The organism is Sinorhizobium chiapasense (genome assembly GCF_045277575.1).
GTDB classification, from domain to species: Bacteria; Pseudomonadota; Alphaproteobacteria; order Rhizobiales; family Rhizobiaceae; genus Ensifer; species Ensifer chiapasense_A.
The window spans coordinates 2,229,722-2,249,704 of sequence record NZ_CP144205.1 but is presented as its reverse complement, the minus strand read 5'-3'; the positions used below and the strand labels follow the sequence as shown (position 1 = coordinate 2,249,704).

Genomic DNA, 19,983 nt, shown 5'->3' with positions numbered 1-19,983 from the left:
AGTAAGCCGTGGCCTTCACGCTGTCGCTCAACACCAATCCGCTGGTCAACCGCTTCGCCGAACCTGACGATCTGATCGACACGATCGCCAAGAAGATCCGCATCGGCTACGTGCAGCTCACCCATGAATTCGTCAATCCCGGCTGGCCGGCGGCGACGATCGCCAAGACCGTCCGGCAGTTCCGGCGGGCACTCGACCGCACCGGCGTGAAGATCACCTCGGGCATGACCGGGCCCTATGGCAGGCTCAACCATTTCGGCCATCCGGACCCGGACGTGCGACGCTACTATGTCGACTGGTTCAAGACCTTTGCCGATATTTCCGCCGAGCTCGGCGCTTCCGGCATGGGCACGCAATTCGCGATCTTCACGCTTCGCGACTACGACGATCCGGCGCGGCGCGAGGAGATGATGCGGATCGCCATCGACTGCTGGCGCGAGGTCGCCGAGCACGGCAAGGCGGCGGGTCTCTCCTATGTCTTCTGGGAACCGATGTCGGTTGGCCGCGAGTTCGGCCACACGATCGAGCAATGCCGGGCGCTCGACCGGCGGCTCGCCGAAGCCCAGCTCCCGATCCCGATGAAGATGATGGTCGATATCGACCATGGCGACGTCACTTCCGACAACCCTGACGATATCGACCCCTATGCCTGGGCCGGGGCATTCCCCAAGCGTTCGCCGATCATCCACATCAAGCAGTCTTCGATGAACAAGGGTGGCCATTGGCCGTTTACCGCCGCCTACAACAGGGACGGCCGCATCACGCCCGAGAAACTGATCGGCGCGGTCAGGGCCGGCGGCGGCACCGACAACGAGATCTGCCTGGAGCTTTCCTTCCGCGAGCGCGAGCCGACCGACCACAACGTCGTCGCGATGATCCGGGAGTCGGTCGAATATTGGGAGCCCCACATCGACACGGGCTTCAATCGCACAGAAAAATCACACTGAAAGATCACAAAATAACGCAAATCAAATTGAAATATCACAAATAGATGTTATCTTCTCACGGTGAGCGTGGCCGAGGCTGCGTGAAATCGGAGCCGAGACGATGAAGCCGGAAGACAGGCGACAGGCGATCATGGATGTGCTGATGGAGGCCGGCGCGGCGTCCGTCGAAGACCTGTCGCTGCGCTTCGGCGTCAGTAAGATGACGGTGCATCGCGATCTCGACGACCTCGAACAGGCGGGCCTCCTGCGCAAGGTGCATGGCGGCGCCTCGATCCAGTCGAGCCCGCAATTCGAAAGCGATTTCCGCTACCGCGAGAAGATCGCCACCGTCGAAAAGCGGCGGATCGCCGAATATGCGGCCGGGCTGGTCGAGCCGGGGCAGAGCATCCTGATCGACGACAGCTCGACGACGGGCGCGATCGCCGACTGCATTCGCGACATTCGCCCGCTGACGGTCATCACCAACAATCTCGGCGTGATCACCAGCCTCTCGGGCGCGCCGGGCATCAACGTCATCGCGCTCGGCGGCCAGTACAGCAAGAAGTTCAACGGCTTCTTCGGCATCGTTACCGACGAGGCGCTGCGGTCGCTGCGTGTCGACATCGCCTTTCTCTCGAGCTCGGCGATCGAGGGGACCGCGGCCTTCCACCAGGACCAGGAAGTGGTGCAGGCCAAGCGCCTGATGGTGAAGGCGGCCAAGCGCAAATACCTGCTGGTGGACCACGACAAATTCGGGCGCTCGGCGCTCCATTTCCTGACCGGGCTCGATGCCTTCGACGCGGTGCTCACCGGCGCTGAAGTTGCGGCCGAACACGCCGCGCCGCTCGACGAGGCCGGCATCCGGCTGGTCAGGGTCGACAATCGCAAGGAGAAGGCATGAGCAAGTCCGGGCTCTGGGTCGGCACCAGTTGGAAGATGAACAAGACGCTGGCCGAGGCGATGACCTTCGCCGACGGTCTCAAGGCTGCGGACGCGGCGCATGACGAACGCATCCAGCGCTTCGTCATTCCACCCTTCACGGCGGTGCGTGAGGTCAAGGCGCGGCTTGCCGCAACCAGCGTCAAGGTCGGCGCGCAGAACATGCATTGGGACGATGCCGGCGCCTGGACCGGCGAGGTGTCGCCGCTGATGCTGAAAGACTGCAACCTCGATGTGGTCGAGCTCGGCCACAGCGAGCGGCGCGAACATTTCGGCGAGACGGACCGCACCGTCGGCCTGAAGACGGCGGCCGCCGTGCGCCATGGCCTGGTACCCTTGATCTGCATCGGCGAGACGCTTGCCGAGCGCGAGGCGGGCAAGGCGGATCAGGTGCTGAAGCGCCAGGTCGAGGGCGCCCTGGCGCTGCTCGAAGGCGAGGCGAAGAAGGCGACAATCCTGCTTGCCTACGAGCCCGTCTGGGCGATCGGCGTCAACGGCATTCCGGCGACATCAGACTATGCCGACGAGCGCCACAAGCGCATCGCTGATGTGGCGGAAGCGGCGCTCGGCAGGCGCGTGCCGGTTCTCTACGGCGGCAGCGTCAATCCCGGCAATTGCGAAGAACTGATCAGTGAGGCGCATATCGACGGCCTCTTCATCGGTCGCTCCGCCTGGGACGTCACGGGCTATCTCGACATTCTGCAGCGTGTCTCGAAGGCGATCTGAGCCTTCGGCAGTGGCAGTTCCTCAAGAACGGAAAGGAACAATCATGAAGATTGCAATCGGGGCGGACAGTGCCGGCAAGCCCCTGCTGGATGTGATCGCCGCCCATCTTGCGGGCAGGGACGACGTGGAGGTCGTGGACCTCAGCCAGGCCGGCTACTATGCGGATCTCGCGCAGAAGCTGGCGCAGCAGGTCGTCGAGGGCAAGCATGATCGAGGCATCCTGTTCTGCGGAACCGGCATCGGCGTCTGCATCTCCGCCAACAAGGTGCCGGGTATTCGCGCCGCGCTGACGCACGACACTTATTCGGCCGAGCGTGCGGCGAAGTCGAACAACGCCCAGATCATCACCATGGGCGCCCGCGTCATCGGGCCGGAACTGGCGAAGTCGATCGTCGACACCTGGCTCGCGTCCGAATTCGACCCGAACGGGCCCTCGGCCGGCAACGTCGAGGCGATCGATCGTCTCGATGCTGCTAGAGCGGGATGAGGAAAAGTGTGTGCGGTTTTCCGCCCGCATCCCGCTCACATATATCAAGGCCTAACTGATCTCGCGATGCCCGTTGATCCTCCCTCAGGCATCGTGACGAGACGCCCGGCAGCAATGCCGGGCGTTTTCATGTTCGGGGATTGTCCGTCGTCTTGACGAAGCTTTGGCAAATATTTGAACATTCTTGCGGATCGTCAAATGAAGGGCGCCGCCGCATGACTGAAACAAGCTCGACCGGGCCGCAGCAAAGCGCGCACCACCATGTCTCGCGCATGAGGGGCCGCGACACGCACGAACATCACAGGACGGCGACGACGCTCGAACTTTTGTTCGATCTGACTTTCGTCATCGCCTTCAGCCTCGCTGCCTCGCAGCTCGCGCATCTCTTCGCCGAGGGCCACTTCATCGCCGGGCTGATCGGCTTCGGCTTCGCCACCTTCGCCATCTGCTGGGCCTGGATCAATTTCAGTTGGTTCGCCTCGGCCTACGACACGGACGACTGGATCTTTCGCAGCGTCACCATGGTGCAGATGGTCGGCGTCCTGATCCTGGCGATCGGCCTGCCGCCGATGTTCGAGTCGATCGACAAGGGCGAACACCTCAACAATGGCGTCATGGTGCTCGGCTATGTCGTCATGCGCGTGGCGATGGTCTTCCAGTGGCTGCGCGCCAGCCGGCAGGATCCGATGCGGCGCGAGGCGTGCATGGTCTATGTGAAGGCGATCAGTGCCGCCCAGCTCGGCTGGATCGTGCTGATCTTCTTCGACTTCTCGCTTGCCGTGACCTTTGCCATGGTCGTCGTGCTGACGGCGATCGAGATGCTCGGTCCCTATATCGCCGAGATGCGGTATGGCGGAACGCCCTGGCATGCCCATCACATCGCCGAGCGCTATGGCTTGCTTGCGATCATCGCGCTCGGGGAAGGGGTGGTCGGCACGGTTGCCTCGATCTCCGCGGTCGTCGAGGGCGCGGGCTGGAACCTCGATGTCGCGCTCGTCTGCCTCGCGGGCACGGGGCTCACCTTCGGCATGTGGTGGATCTATTTCCTGCTGCCGAGCGCCGAGATTCTGCACCACCACCGCCTCAAGCGGTCTTTCGTCTGGGGCTATGGCCACATGCCGATCTTCGCATCGATCGTCGCAACCGGCGCCGGGCTGCATGTGGCGGCCTACTATATCGAGCACAAGGCGCACATCGGCTCGGTCGCAACGGTGCTGACGGTCGCGGTGCCCGTCGCATTCTACATCGGCATGCTCTACGCGATGTACGCCTATCTGCTGCAGCAGACGGACCGGCTGCATCTCTGGCTGCTCGTGGGCACGGCGCTGGTGCTGGTCGCCTCCGTGGCCGCGGCGATGGCCGGGCTCGACATGGCGGCGTGCCTGATCATCCTGACGCTGGCGCCTGTCATCACCATCGTCGGCTACGAGGTGGCAGGGCACCGGCACCGCATGGCGGCGCTGGAGCGCAGCCTGCATGAGGGCGAGGCGACGCGGTAGGCCGGATATTTGGGAGTCGAAACAGGGGTTTGTTCGCTCAAGCTGACGATTCGATTCAGGTGGTTCAGAGGTTGATTCAACTGGTCTGATTGCGGCAGCCCGCGGGAGCGCTTGCCCCTCACCCTAACCCTCTCCCCGCAGGCGGGGAGAGGGGACGAGTTCTTTCGCCGGGTCGGAGCCCTGATTGACCCCCGCGTGGATGCCGTTCTCGATGACCAAGGATGAGTTTGGGCGGCAAGGGTGCCACGCGTGTCCTTCTCCCCGCAAGGCGGGGAGAAGGTGGCCGGCAGGCCGGATGAGGGGCGAGCCAAGTGCACTACGTTTCAGTGACCCACCAAGCGCTCAGGCGTTGACCAGCGCCAGCTTGGCGCGGGCGTCGAGGATCTGGGTGCAGGCATTGGCCGCTTCCGTGCCCTTGACGACGAAGTGCTCGCGGAAGAAGGCGATCAGCGGTTCGCTTTCCTGGAAATTGTGCGGCGTCAGCACGGCGGAAAGCACCGGTACGTCGGTGTCGAGCTGTACGCGCATCATGCCGTCGAGCACGGTGCCGGCGACGAAGTCATGGCGGTAGATGCCGCCGTCGACGACGAAGGCGGTGCCGAGGATTGCGGCGTAGCGGCCGGTCTTTGCCAGCGTCTGCGCATGCAGCGGGATTTCGAGCGCGCCCGGCACGTCGAAGATCTCGACATCGGCGGCCGAGCCGCCGAGCTTCGTCCACTGCGCGACGAAGGCATCGACGCAGCGGTCGACGATATCGGCGTGCCAGCGGGCACGGACGATCGCGATCTTGGCGGCGGGGTGGGAAAGAATGGTCATGGTCTCAAGCCTTTCAGGGTTTGGCGTTTCCAATGATCCCGTCGGGCGAACATGCATGCGCGCGGGGTCCCGTCGCGGGGCCCACGTTCCTGCTTGCTCTCTTCCATCCGGACTGTGACCGTCGGCTCCGGAATTCGACCGGATCTGCTGACCCCAAGGGCTAAATCCTAAGGCGCTCGCGGGCTTCGAGGCTTCGCCTCGCTACCGCCGGTGGGGAATTTCGCCCCGCCCTGAGAACAACGCGACTATATAGGGCGGCCGTGCGCGGTCAAACGCAGGGCGCGACGAAAACAGCGGAAATCACGACAGATTTTTCCAGAGACCGACGTCACCGGAAGAAATCGTTCCGATGACGTCCGGCTCGCTCACTCGCGAATGACGAGCAGGTCCTTGGCAGCAAAGCGCAGCGTGACGTTGTCGCCGGAGACCGGCGGGGTGACGCCCGGATTGTTGAACATGTCGAAGGAGATGACGTCGCCGCCGACGCGCAGCCGCGTGCGGATGACCGAGCCGAGGAAGCTGGTCGAGACGACCTCGCCGGCAAGGGCGGTATCGCCCTTCGCGCCCTCGGCGATCGAGCCCGCTTCGGGACGCAGCGCCAGCGAGATGCTGTCGCCGCCCTTCATGCCGGCAATCGGGTCCTTGAGCGCCACCTGCTGGTTGCCGATCGTCACGGATCCGGAAGCCGGATCGGCGACCTTGCCCTCGATGATGTTCAGCGTGCCGACGAAGGAAGCAACGAAGCGCGTCGACGGCGTGTTGTAGATCTCGAAGGGAGTGCCGATCTGGTCGGCGCGGCCGGCATTCATGACGACGATGCGGTCGGAGATCGACAGGGCCTCTTCCTGGTCATGGGTGACGAAGACGGTGGTGATGCCGAGTTGCTGCTGGATCTGCCGGATTTCCTCGCGCAGCGATACGCGGATCTTGGCGTCGAGCGCCGAAAGCGGCTCGTCAAGCAGCAGCACCTGCGGCTTGACCGCAATGGCGCGGGCGAGGGCCACGCGCTGCTGCTGGCCGCCGGAGAGCTGGTAGGGGAAGCGGTCCGCCAGGTGCTCGAGCTTGATCAGCCCGAGCATCTGCTTCACCCGTGCCTCGATCTCCGACTTGTCGACGCCCGCAACCTTCAGGCCGAAGGCGACGTTGTCTTGCACGTTCATGTTGGGAAACAGCGCATAGGCCTGGAACACCATGCCGATATTGCGCTGGTTGGGCTTCAGCGAATTCTGGTCGCGACCGTTGATGACGATCTTGCCGCTGGTCGGTGTCTCGAAGCCGGCGATCATACGCAGAACCGTCGTCTTGCCGCAGCCCGAGGGCCCAAGGAAGGAGACGAACTCGCCCTTTTCGATGTTCATGTTGAAATCGTGCACGACCTGAACCGGGCCGAAGGACTTCTTGATGCTGGTGAGTGACAGGAAACTCATGAGTGCGGTCCTCAGGCCTTGGGGGGCGCGCTTTTCTGGAAGCGCGAAACGAGCTGGATGAGGCCGAGGCAGCCCCAGGTGATGCCGAATGCGATGACGGCGAGTGCTGCAGGCTCATAGGCGCGGTTGGCGCCGAGAAGCTGCATGTAGGGGCCGAAGGCCGGTCGGTTGAGCAGCGCCGCCATGGTGAATTCGCCGATGACGATGGCGAAGGTCAGGAAGGCGCCTGAAAGCACAGCGACGAGCACGTTCGGCAGGATGATCTTTGCCAGAATGGTGGTCCATCCGGCGCCGAGGCTCTGGGCGGCTTCGGTGAGCGTCGCGACGTCGATGGTCCGAAGCCCGGTATCCACGGCGCGATACATGTAGGGCAAAGCGAGCGTGGCATAGCCGAACATCAGGAGGATGTTGGTGCCGGTGACCGTGCCGGTCAGCGGCAGCCAGCTCGAGGTGTTGTAGAGCCGGATGTAGCCGAAGACGATGACAATCGCCGGAATGACCAGCGGCAGCAGCGTGATGAACTCGATAACCGGGCGCAGCCGCGGCAGTTTGAGCCGGACCCAATAGGCGGTCGGTACGACAAGCAGAACGCCGAAGACGATGGTGAACAGCGCCTGCATCACCGAATAGGTGAAGGTTTCCTGGAAGCGTGGATCGCCGAAGACCTTGCCGTAGGCGTCGAAGGAATATTCGCCGCGCCGCATCTTCAGCGAGAAGTTGGTCATGCCGATGAGCGGCAGGGTGAAATAGAGGAGGCCGAAAACGAGGGCCCCCCAGGCCCAGATCTTCTTCATTTCAGCCACCTTTCGCTGCGGGCGCGGAGCCAGATGTAGATCGCGTTGGCAATGCCGGTGACGACGATCATGCCGAAGGCGAGCGCGTAGCCGAGATGCGGATTGCCGAGCACGTCGCCGCGGATCTGGGCGAAGAGCAGGATCGGCACGATCGACAGCGACGAGCCGGTGAGCGCGATGGCGGTCGCGACCGCGCCGAAGGCATTGGCGAAGAGAAGCGCCAGCGTGCCGAGCAGCGACGGCAGCAGGATCGGGAAGGCGACCATGCGCCAGTATTGCAGGCCGGTGGCACCGAGGATTTCGGCGGCCTCGCGCCATTCGCGCTTCAGCCCGTCCAGCGCCGGCGTGATGATCAGGATCATCAGCGGGATCTGGAAGAAGAGATAGGTGATCGTCAGCCCCCAGAAGGAGAGAAGGTTGAAGCCGAGCATCCGGAGGTCGAAGCCGAAGTTCGAGCGCAGGAAGACGGTGAGGATGCCGACCGGACCGAGGGTCGCGAGAAAGGCGAAGGCGAGCGGCACGCCGGCAAAGTTGGAGGCGACGCCGGAAAAGGTCAGAAGCGGGCCGCGGATGCCCTTCGGCAAGCCGCCGAAGACAATGGCCGAGGCCATGGCAAAGCCGATCAGGCAGCCGAGAAGCGCCGAGGCGATGCTGATCTTGATGGAGATCCAGTAGGCCGCGAGGATCGAGGGCGTGAACAGGCCCCGGATGTTCTCAAGCGTGAAGCTGCCGTCTGCCGTCTGAAAGGCGCCGACCACGATCTTCATCGTCGGCAATATCAGGAACAGTGTCACGAAGGCGGCAAAGGGCACGATGCCCAGCCAGTGAAGCGGTAGGCGACGCGCCGGCGGGCTGGCGTCGGGTTTAGCAGATGACATTCCGTTCGCGCCCCTGAAGCCGCGTTGTCGACGCGGGCGTTATTGGTGTTCTAAGAAGTTGAATTCCTTACGAATAACGTAAGTGCCCCGACCGGAAAACCGGTCGGGGCGACATCTCTGTGGAAAGGCTTACTGGACGTTCGCGCCGACGACGGAATCCCAGCCGCCGGTGACGGCAGCCTTGTTGGCGTCGACTTCTTCGAGCGTCGGGAAGTAGGCCTTTTCGTAAGCCGCTGCCGGCGGCAGGGCGTCGATCAGCGCCTGCGGAACTTTGCCGGCCTTGACCATGGCGTTGAAGCGGGTCGGGTGGCAGAAGCCCTTGAGCCAGCCGAGCTGACCTTCGTCAGAATAGAGGTGCTCCATCCACAGCTTGGCAGCGTTCGGGTGCGGCGCGTAGGCCGAGATGCCCTGGACGTAGACGCCGGCGAGGACGCCGCTGGCCGGAACGACGACTTCGGTCGGCGGGTTGCCGTTGAGCGTCTTGGCCCAGCCAAGCGCGTTGTAGTCCCAGGCGACGACAATCGGGGTCGAGCCCTGGGCGAGCGTGCCGGACTTGCCGATAACAGGAACGAAGTTGCCGGCCTTGTTCAGTTCGGCGAAGTAGCCGAGACCGGCTTCACCGGCTTCCTTGCCCGACTTTGCACCCTTGGCGAGACCGGCGGCGAGAACGCCGAGGATCGCCTGGTTCGAGGCGCGCGGATCGCCGGCGAGAGCGACCTGACCGGCATATTCCGGCTTCAGCAGGTCAGCCCAGTCCTTCGGAGCGTTCTGGACGAGGTCCTTGTTCACCAGGAAGGACATCACGCCGTAGTAGTCGCCGTACCAGTAGCCTTCGGCGTCCTTGACGCTGTCCGGGATCTCGTCCCAGGTGGAGACCTTGTAAGGTTGCAGCAGACCTTCGGCCTTCATCTGCGGGCCGAAGGCGAGGCCGACGTCGACGACGTCAGGCGCCTGCGGGCCCTTGTTGTCCTTGTTGGCCTTGACGGCCTCGACTTCGTCAGCGGAGCCGGCGTCCGGGTTCAGTTCGTTGACCTGGATTTCCGGATACTTGGCCTTGAAGGCGGCGATGACGTCGCCGTAGCCGCACCAGTCGTGGGGCAGGGCGACCGTGGTCAGCATGCCTTCCTTCTTGGCGGCTTCGATGAGCTCGGCGCTCGGCTCGGCTGCGGCAATTGCGGTCGTTGCCAGGAAAACGGCGGTGGAGAGCGAAAGCAGGCGATGGGTTTTTGAAATCACTGGTGTTCTCCTTATGGGTTTAGTCAATTTCGCGGGGTTTCAGTCGATTTCGGCTACAGCGCCGCGCGTCTGATCAGACGCGCAAAGGTCGCTGTAGGACTTTGATTTGCTGCATGTCTTCGTCCTTAAATCGAGGTCGATTTAAGGAGACATGCAGTAGGCTGTTAAAGAGATGCGATGAAAGTAATGTGACAGCAGTTTTTCCGATCGCGCCGCCTATGTCGTTGGAAGAACATTTGTTTTTTTGATCCGGCGGGCCACTGTCGCATGACTGGATGAAATTCCGTGAACGGGTCGGCGAGCTCTCCTAGACGGGTTTGCGAAAGATGCGGGTGGAATCGAACAGGCCCTCGAGCGTCTTCATCCGATCTCGGGTTTCCTCCCAGTTCGAACTCTGCACGGCCTCGATCAGCGCTTCGATCAGGAACAGGATCACCACCGAGCTGTCCCAGGCCGAAGGCACTTCGATATGCGAGCGGAACACGCGGGAGGCGGACTTGGCGACCGGCGAAGTCCAGCGATCGGTGAACAGCACGATCTCGACGCCACGCTCGCGAGCGGATTTGGCGAGCGTCACCATCTCCTGTTCGTAGCGGCGGATGTCGAAGAGAATCAGCACGTCGCCCTGGCGCATGTCGAGCACGTAGTGCGGCCAGGCGCTGGCATTGGAGGCGATTTCGGTGACGCCCGGCCGGATGACCTGAAGGTGAGTGAAGAGATAATCGGCAAGGGCGTGGGTGATGCGTCCGCCGAGCAGATAGATGCTGCGCTTGCGGTCGGCGATCAGGGCGGCGGCCTCGTCGAAATCCTGCGGCTCGATCTGTGTCAGCGTCTCGCGCAGGTTGCTGGTGATCGCATCGGCGAAGCGATTGAGCGTATGGGTGCCGGGCGCATTGGCGGCCCAGCGGTCGTGCTTGGTGATCGGATTGGAAATCGTCGCTTCCAGTTCCTGGTGCAGCCTCGCCTGGAAATCCGGAAAACCGCGGAAGCCGAGCTTTTGCACCATGCGCGCGACGGTGGGCGTCGAAACACCGGCGTTCTCGGCGACCGTGGTGATCGAACCGAGCCCCGAGACGGGATAATTGTCGAGAAGCGTCTCCGCCAACTGCTTCTCCGCGCGGGTCAGCGCAGTGAAGTGGGCAGTGATCACATCCGACACCGTCGTGGATGCAGCCTTGCTGGTCAAATTGTCTCCCCTGAACCGATCTAGAGCCGGTTTGTGACAGATTAAACATCGCTGTCACAATTGGAGTCAATCGCAATTTTGAAGAGATCGTTTCAGATTTCGATTGACACTCGCCAATCTCTGAAGAATTCTTTTCATTAACGAACGTCTGACGGGGCAAGAGGGGATGCCGGTGTTGACGCGACTTTTGACCGAAGCAGATGGCGATCCGGTTGCGATCGAAAACGCCGCAGGGAAGGGCGATATCGTGCTCGTCTGCGAGCACGCCTCACGCCGTGTTCCGGAGCGCCTGGGAACGCTGGGCCTCACCGAGCAGGCGCTCGAAAGCCACATCGCCTGGGATCCCGGCGCGCTCGCCGTTGCCAAATTTCTCACCGCCAAGCTTGATGCGGCGCTGATCTACCAGCGCTTTTCGCGGCTTGCCTATGATTGCAACCGCCCGCCCGAGGCGGAGGCGGCGATGCCGGTTCTGAGCGAAGTCTACGAGATCCCGGGAAACCGCACGATGTCGGCCGAGGAGCGCCAGGCGCGCGTGGACGAGATCTACCGGCCGTTCCATGACGCGGTCGCGCGGTTCGTTTCCGAACGCAAGGCGGCCGGCAGGCCCCCCATCCTCGTGACCATGCACAGCTTCACGCCCGTCTATTTCGGCAGGCCGCGGGCGGTCGAGGTCGGCATCCTGCACGATGCCGACAGCCGGCTTGCCGACCACATGCTGGCGTTCGCAACGAAGGGCCAGGTTTCCTACGACATTCGCCGCAACGAGCCCTACGGGCCCGCCGATGGCGTCACCCACAGCTTGATCGAATACGGCGTCCACAACGGACTGCCGAATGTGATGATCGAGATCCGCAACGATCTCATTCGCAACGAAATCGGCCAAAGGGTCATAGCCGATTATCTGGAAGGATTGCTCCGCAAAGGCGCAGCGGCACTTTCAGCACAATAAAAGACCCTGGGGAGCGGCATGGCCGCGGTCCTGTTCCGGCTCTCCGGACCAGGTGGTTGATGGGACCCAGCCGCAATGGGGCGGCCTGGTCTGAAGAAATCAGGGGAAGAGCAATGTCAGACTACAGTGAATTGGACAAAAAGCAGGACATGAGCGTCCTGCACTCGATGGGCTATGCCCAGGAGCTCGAGCGGCGCATGAGCCAGTTCTCGAACTTCGCGGTGTCGTTCTCGATCATCTGCATTCTTTCGGGCGGCATCAACTCGCTGCCCCAGGCGACGGCCGGTGCAGGGGGCGCCGCGATCGGTATCGGCTGGCCGCTCGGCTGCTTCATCTCCTTGGTCTTCGCCGTCGCCATGGCGCAGATCAGCTCGGCCTATCCGACGGCCGGCGGCCTCTATCACTGGGGCTCGATCCTCGGCAACCGCTTCACCGGCTGGCTGACGGCCTGGTTCAACCTGCTCGGCCTCGTCACCGTTCTCGGCGCCATCAACGTCGGCACCTACTACTTCTTCATGGGTTCCTTCGGTACGCCCTATTTCGCGCTGGAGGACACGATCACGACGCGTATCGTCTTCCTGGCCGTTATCACCGGCGCCCAGGCGCTCGTGAACCATATGGGCATAGGCCTCACCGCGAGGCTTACGGACTTCTCGGGCTATCTGATCTTCGTGACGTCGATCCTGCTTGCTCTCGTGTGCCTTGTCGCTGCCGACAGCTACGACATCGCCCGGCTCTTCACCTTCTCCAACTATTCCGGTGAAGCGGGCGGCAATGTCTGGCCGCAGAACTCGAGCACCTGGGTCTTCCTGCTCGGCCTGCTGATGCCGATCTACACGATCACCGGGTACGACGCCTCGGCGCACACCTCGGAAGAAACGGTCAAGGCGGCCCATTCCGTTCCGCGCGGCATGGTTTCGTCGGTGCTCTGGTCGGCGCTTTTTGGCTACATCATGCTGTGCGCCTTCGTCTTGATGATCCCGAACATGGACGAAGCCGCCAAGCAGGGCTGGAACGTCTTCTTCTGGGCCATGGACACCCAGGTCAACCCGGTCATCAAGGACATCCTCTATCTGGCCATCCTCGTCAGCCAGTGGCTGTGCGGCCTGGCGACGGTGACCTCGGCATCGCGCATGATCTTCGCCTTCTCGCGTGACGGCGGCCTGCCGGCCTCCAAGGCACTCGCGAAGGTGAGCCCGACCTACCGCACGCCGGTGGCCGCGATCTGGACTGGCTCGGTCCTCTCGGTCCTGTTCGTCTGGGGCTCGTCGCTGGTCTCGATCGGTGAAACGCCTGTCTACACGATCGTCGTTTCGTGCACCGTCATCTTCCTGTTCTTCTCCTTCGCGATCCCGATCACGCTCGGCCTGTTCGCCTGGGGAACCTCGAAGTGGGACAAGATGGGTCCGTGGAACCTCGGCGAGAGCATGTTCAAGCTCTTCGCGATCCTGTCGATCGTCTCCATGGTCTTGATCTTCATTCTCGGCGTGCAGCCTCCGAGCGATTGGGCGCTCTACATCACCGTCGGTTTCCTGGTGCTGACAGGCGCGGTTTGGTTTGGCTTCGAAACCCGCCGTTTCCGCGGCCCACCGATCGGTGACGAAGTGGCACGCCGTCAGGCCGAAATCGCTGCCGCGGAAAAGGCCGTCGGCGAAGTCTAACGAACGAGCGAAAGGCGGGAGCGCGACCGCGACTTCCGCCTTTTCTTTTGTGGAGCCGGGATGAGCAAGCCAGGCGCGGATTTCCGCTGGCATCCCGCTCCGATCACCTGAAGCGATCACGTTCACGCGGCCCAAAAATATCGTGACCCAAGGGGACGGCCGCGTGACCAAACATGGGATGGAAGTTGATGAGCTATACGTTTGATGAGTTGAAGGAAGACGTCGCTGCCGGCCGCATCGATACGGTTCTCGCCTGCCAGGTCGACATGCAGGGCCGTCTGATGGGCAAGCGCTTCCACGCGCAGTTTTTCGTCGACGGCGCATGGAAGGAAACGCATAGCTGCAACTACCTGCTGGCGACCGACATCGAGATGGAAACCGTTCCCGGCTACAAGGCGACGAGCTGGGAGAAGGGCTATGGCGACTATACGATGAAGCCGGACCTTTCGACGCTCCGTCGCATTCCCTGGCTTGAAGGCACCGCACTCGTGCTCTGCGACGTGCTCGACCACCACACCCATGAGGAAGTGGCGCATTCGCCGCGGGCGATCCTGAAGAAGCAGGTGGCGCGGCTCGAGAAGATGGGGCTCAAGGCCTATATGGCGAGCGAGCTTGAGTTCTTCCTGTTCGACCAGTCCTATGACGATGCCCGTCATTCCGGCTATCGCGACCTGCAGCTCGCCAGCGGCTACAACGAGGACTACCACATCTTCCAGACGACCAAGGAAGAAGACGTGATGCGGGCGATCCGCAACGGTCTCCAGGGCGCCGGCATCCCGGTCGAGAATTCCAAGGGCGAGGCATCTGCCGGCCAGGAAGAGATCAACGTGCGCTATGCCGATGCGCTGACGATGGCCGACCGGCACGCGATCATCAAGAACGGCTGCAAGGAAATCGCCTGGTCGCGCGGCAAGGCGATCACCTTCCTCGCCAAGTGGAACTATTCGGCCGCGGGCTCCTCCTCGCATATCCACCAGTCGCTCTGGAGCGCCGACGGCAAGTCGTCGAAGTTTTACGACGAGGGCGGCAAATACGGCATGTCCGAGATGATGCGCCACTATGTGGCCGGCCTTCTCAGCCATGCGAGCGAGATCACCTATTTCCTGGCACCCTACATCAACTCCTACAAGCGCTTCATGGCCGGCACCTTCGCGCCGACCAAGGCGGTCTGGAGCAAGGACAACCGCACCGCCGGCTATCGCCTGTGCGGCGAGGACACCAAGGCGATCCGCATCGAATGCCGTGTCGGCGGCTCGGATCTCAATCCCTATCTCGCCTTCGCGGCTTTGATCGCGGCCGGCATTTCCGGTATCGAGAGCAAGATGGAACTGGAAGCGCCCTTCGTCGGCGACGCCTATGGCGGCAAGGACGTGCGCGAGATCCCGCGCACGCTCAGAGACGCAACCGTGGCGCTGTCGGAATCGAAGATGCTGCGCGCCGCCCTCGGCGACGACGTCGTCGAGCACTATGCGCGGGCCGCACGCTGGGAACAGGAAGAATACGACCGCCGCGTCACCGACTGGGAGGTCGCGCGCGGCTTCGAAAGAGCGTAAGGAGGGCGCGAGATTTGCCCCTCACCCTAACCCTCTCCCCGCCTGCGGGGAGAGGGGACCTGCCCTGCGAATCGGGCTTGGTTGGGAGAAACGGCGCGGCATATTTCCTTCGCCCCGCTTGCGGGGAGAAGGTGGCCGGCAGACCGGATGAGAGGCGGCTGCAGCACCGAACGAGAATTCCGATGGAACAAACAGGAAAACGATCATGAGCATGATCAAGTGCATTTCGCCCGTGAACGGCGAGGTCTATGCGGAACGCCCGGCGATGCCGCTGGACATGGCAAAGCAGGTGGTCTCCCGTGCCCGCCAGGCGCAGAAGGCCTGGGTGCGCCGTCCGCTCGACGAGCGCGTCAATCTGGTGCTGGCGGGTGTCGCTCGCCTCAACGAGATGGTCGACGAAGTGGTGCCGGAGCTTGCCTGGCAGATGGGCCGGCCGGTGCGCTACGGCGGCGAGTTCAAGGGCTTCAACGAGCGCTCGAACTATGTCGCGACGATCGCTGCCGATTCGCTGAAGCCGCTGGTGATAGAGGAAAGCGACCGCTTCGAGCGGCGCATCGTCCGTGAGCCGCACGGCGTCGTCTTCGTCGTGGCACCGTGGAACTATCCCTATATGACCGCGATCAACACGGTGGCGCCGGCGCTGATGGCTGGCAACACCGTCATCATCAAGCATGCAAGCCAGACGATCCTCGTCGGCGAGCGCATGGTCCGCGCCTTCGTCGAAGCCGGCGTTCCCGCCGACGTCTTCCAGAACATCTTCCTCGACCATGAAACGACGGCGGCGCTGATCGCCGCCAAGAGCTTCGACTTCGTCAACTTCACCGGCTCGGTCGAAGGCGGCCGGTCGATCGAGCGCGCGGCCGCCGGCACCTTCACAGGTCTGGGCCTGGAGCTTGGCGGCAAGGATCCGGGCTACGTCATGGAGGACGCGGACCTCGACGCCGCCGTCGACACGCTGATGGACGGTGCTACCTACAATTCCGGCCAGTGCTGCTGCGGCATCGAGCGCATCTATGTGCATGAATCGCTTTATGACGCCTTCGTCGAGAAGTCGGTCGCCTGGGTTTCCAACTACAAGCTCGGCAACCCGCTTGATCCGGAAACGACGCTCGGGCCGATGGCCAACAAGCGCTTCGCCGCGACCGTGCGCGACCAGATCGCCGATGCGGTTGCCAAGGGCGCCAAGACACTGATCGATCCGAAGCTCTTCCCGCAGGATGACGGCGGCGCCTATCTCGCGCCGCAGATCCTTACCAATGTCGATCACTCCATGGCCTTCATGCGCGAAGAAACCTTCGGTCCCGCCGTCGGCATCATGAAGGTGAAAAGCGACAGCCAGGCAATCGAGCTGATGAACGATAGCCAGTACGGGCTCACCGCATCGCTCTGGACCAAGGATGCCGAGCGCGCCGCGCGCATCGGCGCCGATATCGAGACCGGCACGGTCTTCATGAACCGCGCAGACTATCTCGACCCGGCGCTCTGCTGGACCGGCGTCAAGGAGACCGGCCGCGGCGGCTCGCTCTCGGTCATCGGCTTCCAGAACCTCACCCGCCCGAAATCCTACCATCTGAAGAAAGTCACCGCATGACCATCACCGCCAACTGGAGCTACCCGACCGCTATCAAGTTCGGTGCCGGCCGGATCAAGGAGCTTGCCGACCATTGCAAGGCGGCGGGCATGAAGAAGCCGCTTTTGATCACCGACCGGGGCCTGGCGCCGATGGCGATCACCCAGAACGCGCTCGACATCCTCGACGCCGCCGGCCTCGGCCGCGCGATCTTCGCCGAAGTCGATCCGAACCCGAACGACGTCAACCTCGAAGCCGGGGTGAAGGCGTTCAAGGACGGCGGCCATGACGGCGTCATCGCCTTCGGTGGCGGCTCGGGCCTTGATCTTGGCAAATGCGTCGCCTTCATGGCCGGGCAGACGCGCCCGGTCTGGGACTTCGAGGACATTGGCGACTGGTGGACACGCGCGAGCGTCGAAGGCATCGCGCCGATCGTTGCCGTGCCGACGACGGCCGGCACCGGCTCGGAAGTCGGCCGCGCCAGCGTCATCACCAATTCGGCAAGCCACGTGAAGAAGGTGATCTTCCATCCGAAGTTCCTGCCGGCCGTCACGATCTGCGACCCGGAACTGACGGTCGGCATGCCGAAGGTGATCACCGCCGGCACCGGCATGGACGCCTTTGCCCATTGCCTGGAAGCCTATTCCTCGCCCTTCTACCATCCGATGTCGGCGGGTATCGCGCTCGAAGGCATGCGGCTGGTGAAAGAGTATCTGCCGCGCGCCTACAAGGACGGTACCGATATCGAGGCCCGCGCCAACATGATGAGTGCCGCTGCCATGGGGGCCGTCGCCTTCCAGAAGGGCCTCGGCGCCATCCACTCGCTGTCGCATCCGGTCGGCGCGATCTACAACACCCACCACGGCATGACCAATGCGGTGGTGATGCCGCCGGTCTTACGGTTCAACCGCCCGGCGATCGAAGACAGAATAGCGCGTGCTGCCGCCTATCTCGGCATTTCCGGCGGCTTCGACGGCTTCTACGACTATGTGCTGAAGCTGCGCGAAGAACTCGGCGTTCCGGACAAGCTCTCGGCGCTCGGCGTCGGCACTGACCGCATCAATGAGATGTCGGAAATGGCGATCGTCGACCCGACGGCCGGCGGCAACCCGGTCGAACTGACGCTCGACGCCGCAAAGAAGCTCTTCCGCGAGTGCATCTGAACAAACTGCCGGCGCCTCAGGACCAAGGCGCCGGTTTCTCCTACTGCATGTCTCCTAAAATCGCCCTCGATTTAAGCAGACATGCAGCAGATCAAAGTCCTACAGCGACTTTTGCGCGTCTGATTAGACGCGCGGCGCTGTAGTTTAGATAGATCGAAAATACCACTTGCCATTGCAGGCGATTTGTCACCTAATCGTCACGGAACTGTCATGATTTGGTTCTCTGAAGCGCGCCGTTTACAGTTCGTTTACCTCCATCTGGAACGCTTCCATTAGGGTGTGCGTATGTATTCGGCCGCCGTGTTTCGCGGCCGTGGTGAGTAGGGTCGACCGATGGCAATTATTTCCCTCGCGAATGCGAAGGGGGGCGCCGGTAAGACGACGGCCGCTTTGCTGCTTGCCTGCGAATACGCCCGGCGCGGCGACAGGGTCGCGGTTCTCGATTGCGATCCACTCGCCTGCATGACCGACTGGTTCCGGCACGGCCGCCATGACGGCAATCTCTCCATCATCTCCGGCGTGACGACGACGACGCTCAGCGATCATCTCAGGCGGCTGCGCGGCCGGGCCGAGCATGTGATCATCGATCTCTCCGGTGCCGCCGATGTGCTCGTGGCGCTTGCGATTGGCCTTTCCGACCTGACGCTGATCCCGGTGCAGGGCTGCATCATGGACGCGCGTGGCGCCACGCATGTGCTTGAACTGATCCGCTATATCGAGGACAATGCGCGCGCCAACATCAACCACGCCGTGCTGCTCACGCGTGTCAACCCGATCGTGACGACCCGTGCCATGCGCAAGGTCAAACTGTTGTTGGCCGAGAGCCGGATCCGGCTCGTCGATACCCCGCTGGTGGAGCGCACGGTGTTCCGCGAAGTTTTCGAGCAGGGCGATACGCTCCATTCGCTCGACGCGAGCAGGGTCAGCAATCTGGCGAAGGCCCAGGCGAATGCGCGCGATTTTGCCGACGACGTGCTGGCGCTTCTCCATCCGGCGGGGGAGGCGGTGCGGCACGGGCCATTCTCGTCGATGTGCTACCGTTCGGAGCGGACAGCCGACCCGGTCGTGCTGCCGGCGTGAGGGCCGCGACCTCGGCTTTTTTCATCGGTCTCGCAGGCGCCGACCGTCTTCCGGCAGAGCGACTGTCAGGTTTGACGTCCGGTCGTTACCGTTTCGTTAACCATCTTCTGTAAGGTTTCGTTAAGAAGCGAACCATCGGCTTTTGCCGTGTGGTTCTGCGCGGAACATGCAGAGAATGGGGAATATCATGGCGGTCATCACTTTCGCCAATGCAAAGGGCGGCGCGGGCAAGACGACGGCGGCGCTGATCCTGTCGACGGAGCTGGCGAGGCAGGGACATCGCGTCGTGGTTCTCGATGCGGATCCGCAGCGCTGGATCACGAGTTGGGCGGAAGTTTCCGGCCACATCGCCAATCTCACCGTCATCTCGCATATCACGCCGGGCTCGCTCGAATGTCATATCCGCGAGATGAAGGACGAGGCGGATTACATCGTCATCGATCTCGCGGGCGCGAAAGACCAGATCGTCGCCCTGGCCTTGGCCGTTTCCGACCATGTCCTGATCCCGGTGCAGGGCTGCGCCATGGATGCCAAGGGCGCTGCCCAGATCCTCGAACTCATCCGCCAGATCGAGGACCGGTCGAAGCAACGCATCAACCATTCGGTCGTGCTCACTCGCGTCAATTCGCTCGTCACCACGCGCGCCCTGCAGACGATCAAGGCCATGCTTGCCGAGCGCGGCGTCTCGGTGCTCGACACGCCGATCGTCGAGCGTGCCGCCTACCGCGAGATCTTCGATTGCGGCGGGACGCTGCAGACGATGGATCCGGCCCGCGTCAGCAATCTCGACAAGGCGCGCGAAAACGCATTCGCCCTGGCCAGGGAAGTTCAGACGTTGCTGCCGGTCAAGGCGCGCCGTTCCTGGGCCGCACGCATGCCGTCCTGGGCGTCGCGCAACGCGGCCTGATCGCCCAACGCGAATAAGATTCAAACGACGCAGTTCCGGACGGAAAACCGCTCCACACTTTTCCCGGAATTGCTTGCTTTCAACCGGAATTGACGTTTGTCAGTTCCGGTTGAATCCTGTTTCAGACTTCGCGAAATGGCTGTCGCCCGTAAGGCTTCCTTTACCCTGGGCTTCTAACAGTGGTCC

General features: G+C 62.8%; 18 protein-coding genes and 1 riboswitch. Of the genes, 12 read left to right on the top strand and 6 right to left on the bottom strand.

The features are described from left to right. The first annotated feature begins 8 nt into the window (after nt 1-8). The 5 genes from QM996_RS10950 (at nt 9) to QM996_RS10930 (ending at nt 4,577) form a co-directional block, all read left to right on the top strand. The gene (locus QM996_RS10950) at nt 9-947 is read left to right on the top strand and encodes a sugar phosphate isomerase/epimerase family protein (protein ID WP_500267496.1); all 939 of its coding nucleotides are present in this window, start codon (nt 9-11) and stop codon (nt 945-947) included. 100 nt (nt 948-1,047) lie between these two features. Further along, complete coding sequence (locus tag QM996_RS10945; RefSeq protein WP_500267495.1) at nt 1,048-1,827, top strand: DeoR/GlpR family DNA-binding transcription regulator; 780 nt, start codon at nt 1,048-1,050, stop codon at nt 1,825-1,827. Next, a complete protein-coding gene (locus QM996_RS10940; protein WP_500267494.1) occupies nt 1,824-2,591 on the top strand; it encodes a triose-phosphate isomerase family protein in 768 nt (255 codons plus the stop codon). The genes QM996_RS10945 and QM996_RS10940 overlap by 4 nt, the downstream gene beginning before the upstream one ends. Nucleotides 2,592-2,634: 43 nt before the next feature. Continuing rightward, a complete protein-coding gene (derI, locus tag QM996_RS10935; RefSeq protein WP_483503631.1) occupies nt 2,635-3,078 on the top strand; it encodes a D-erythrulose-4-phosphate isomerase in 444 nt (147 codons plus the stop codon). 215 nt (nt 3,079-3,293) lie between these two features. Next, on the top strand, nt 3,294-4,577 hold the full coding sequence (locus tag QM996_RS10930) for a low temperature requirement protein A (RefSeq protein WP_500267493.1): 1,284 nt from the start codon (nt 3,294-3,296) through the stop codon (nt 4,575-4,577). Between the two features lie 342 nt (nt 4,578-4,919). Here QM996_RS10930 and QM996_RS10925 read toward each other — a convergent pair whose 3' ends face one another. The 6 genes from QM996_RS10925 to QM996_RS10900 form a co-directional block, all read right to left on the bottom strand. After that, nucleotides 4,920-5,393: a 6,7-dimethyl-8-ribityllumazine synthase gene (locus QM996_RS10925; protein WP_500267492.1), complete on the bottom strand. Its 474-nt coding sequence runs from the start codon at nt 5,391-5,393 to the stop codon at nt 4,920-4,922. 91 nt (nt 5,394-5,484) lie between these two features. Further along, a riboswitch (FMN riboswitch) is annotated at nt 5,485-5,635 on the bottom strand. A 123-nt stretch (nt 5,636-5,758) separates the two neighbouring features. Further along, nucleotides 5,759-6,820 carry an ABC transporter ATP-binding protein gene (locus QM996_RS10920; RefSeq protein WP_429806502.1) on the bottom strand — a complete coding sequence of 354 codons (1,062 nt, stop codon included), beginning with the start codon at nt 6,818-6,820 and terminating at the stop codon, nt 5,759-5,761. A gap of 11 nt (nt 6,821-6,831) precedes the next feature. Continuing rightward, nucleotides 6,832-7,614, bottom strand: a complete 783-nt coding sequence (locus tag QM996_RS10915) for an ABC transporter permease (protein WP_500267491.1) — start codon at nt 7,612-7,614, stop codon at nt 6,832-6,834. Next, the gene (locus QM996_RS10910; protein ID WP_429806505.1) at nt 7,611-8,492 is read right to left on the bottom strand and encodes an ABC transporter permease; all 882 of its coding nucleotides are present in this window, start codon (nt 8,490-8,492) and stop codon (nt 7,611-7,613) included. The genes QM996_RS10915 and QM996_RS10910 overlap by 4 nt, the downstream gene beginning before the upstream one ends. Before the next feature lie 129 nt (nt 8,493-8,621). After that, nucleotides 8,622-9,728: an ABC transporter substrate-binding protein gene (locus QM996_RS10905; RefSeq protein WP_500267490.1), complete on the bottom strand. Its 1,107-nt coding sequence runs from the start codon at nt 9,726-9,728 to the stop codon at nt 8,622-8,624. A 307-nt stretch (nt 9,729-10,035) separates the two neighbouring features. Then, the gene (locus QM996_RS10900) at nt 10,036-10,914 is read right to left on the bottom strand and encodes a MurR/RpiR family transcriptional regulator (protein WP_500267489.1); all 879 of its coding nucleotides are present in this window, start codon (nt 10,912-10,914) and stop codon (nt 10,036-10,038) included. 175 nt (nt 10,915-11,089) lie between these two features. On the opposite strand from QM996_RS10900, the gene QM996_RS10895 reads away from it, so the two are divergent. From QM996_RS10895 to QM996_RS10865, 7 genes are all read left to right on the top strand, one after another. Then, entirely contained in the window at nt 11,090-11,863 is a 774-nt protein-coding gene (locus tag QM996_RS10895) for an N-formylglutamate amidohydrolase (protein ID WP_500267488.1), read from the top strand. A 113-nt stretch (nt 11,864-11,976) separates the two neighbouring features. Then, on the top strand, nt 11,977-13,524 hold the full coding sequence (locus QM996_RS10890) for an APC family permease (RefSeq protein WP_500267487.1): 1,548 nt from the start codon (nt 11,977-11,979) through the stop codon (nt 13,522-13,524). A 188-nt stretch (nt 13,525-13,712) separates the two neighbouring features. Beyond that, complete coding sequence (locus QM996_RS10885) at nt 13,713-15,077, top strand: glutamine synthetase family protein (protein ID WP_500267486.1); 1,365 nt, start codon at nt 13,713-13,715, stop codon at nt 15,075-15,077. Nucleotides 15,078-15,282: 205 nt separating this feature from the next. Further along, nucleotides 15,283-16,668, top strand: coding sequence for an aldehyde dehydrogenase family protein (locus tag QM996_RS10880; protein WP_500267485.1), 1,386 nt, complete (start codon nt 15,283-15,285; stop codon nt 16,666-16,668). Then, the gene (locus QM996_RS10875; protein WP_500267484.1) at nt 16,665-17,810 is read left to right on the top strand and encodes an iron-containing alcohol dehydrogenase; all 1,146 of its coding nucleotides are present in this window, start codon (nt 16,665-16,667) and stop codon (nt 17,808-17,810) included. The genes QM996_RS10880 and QM996_RS10875 overlap by 4 nt, the downstream gene beginning before the upstream one ends. A 333-nt stretch (nt 17,811-18,143) precedes the next feature. Then, complete coding sequence (locus QM996_RS10870) at nt 18,144-18,890, top strand: ParA family partition ATPase (protein WP_500267483.1); 747 nt, start codon at nt 18,144-18,146, stop codon at nt 18,888-18,890. Between the two features lie 187 nt (nt 18,891-19,077). Beyond that, on the top strand, nt 19,078-19,797 hold the full coding sequence (locus QM996_RS10865; protein ID WP_483503616.1) for an AAA family ATPase: 720 nt from the start codon (nt 19,078-19,080) through the stop codon (nt 19,795-19,797). The last annotated feature ends 186 nt before the right edge of the window (nt 19,798-19,983 follow it).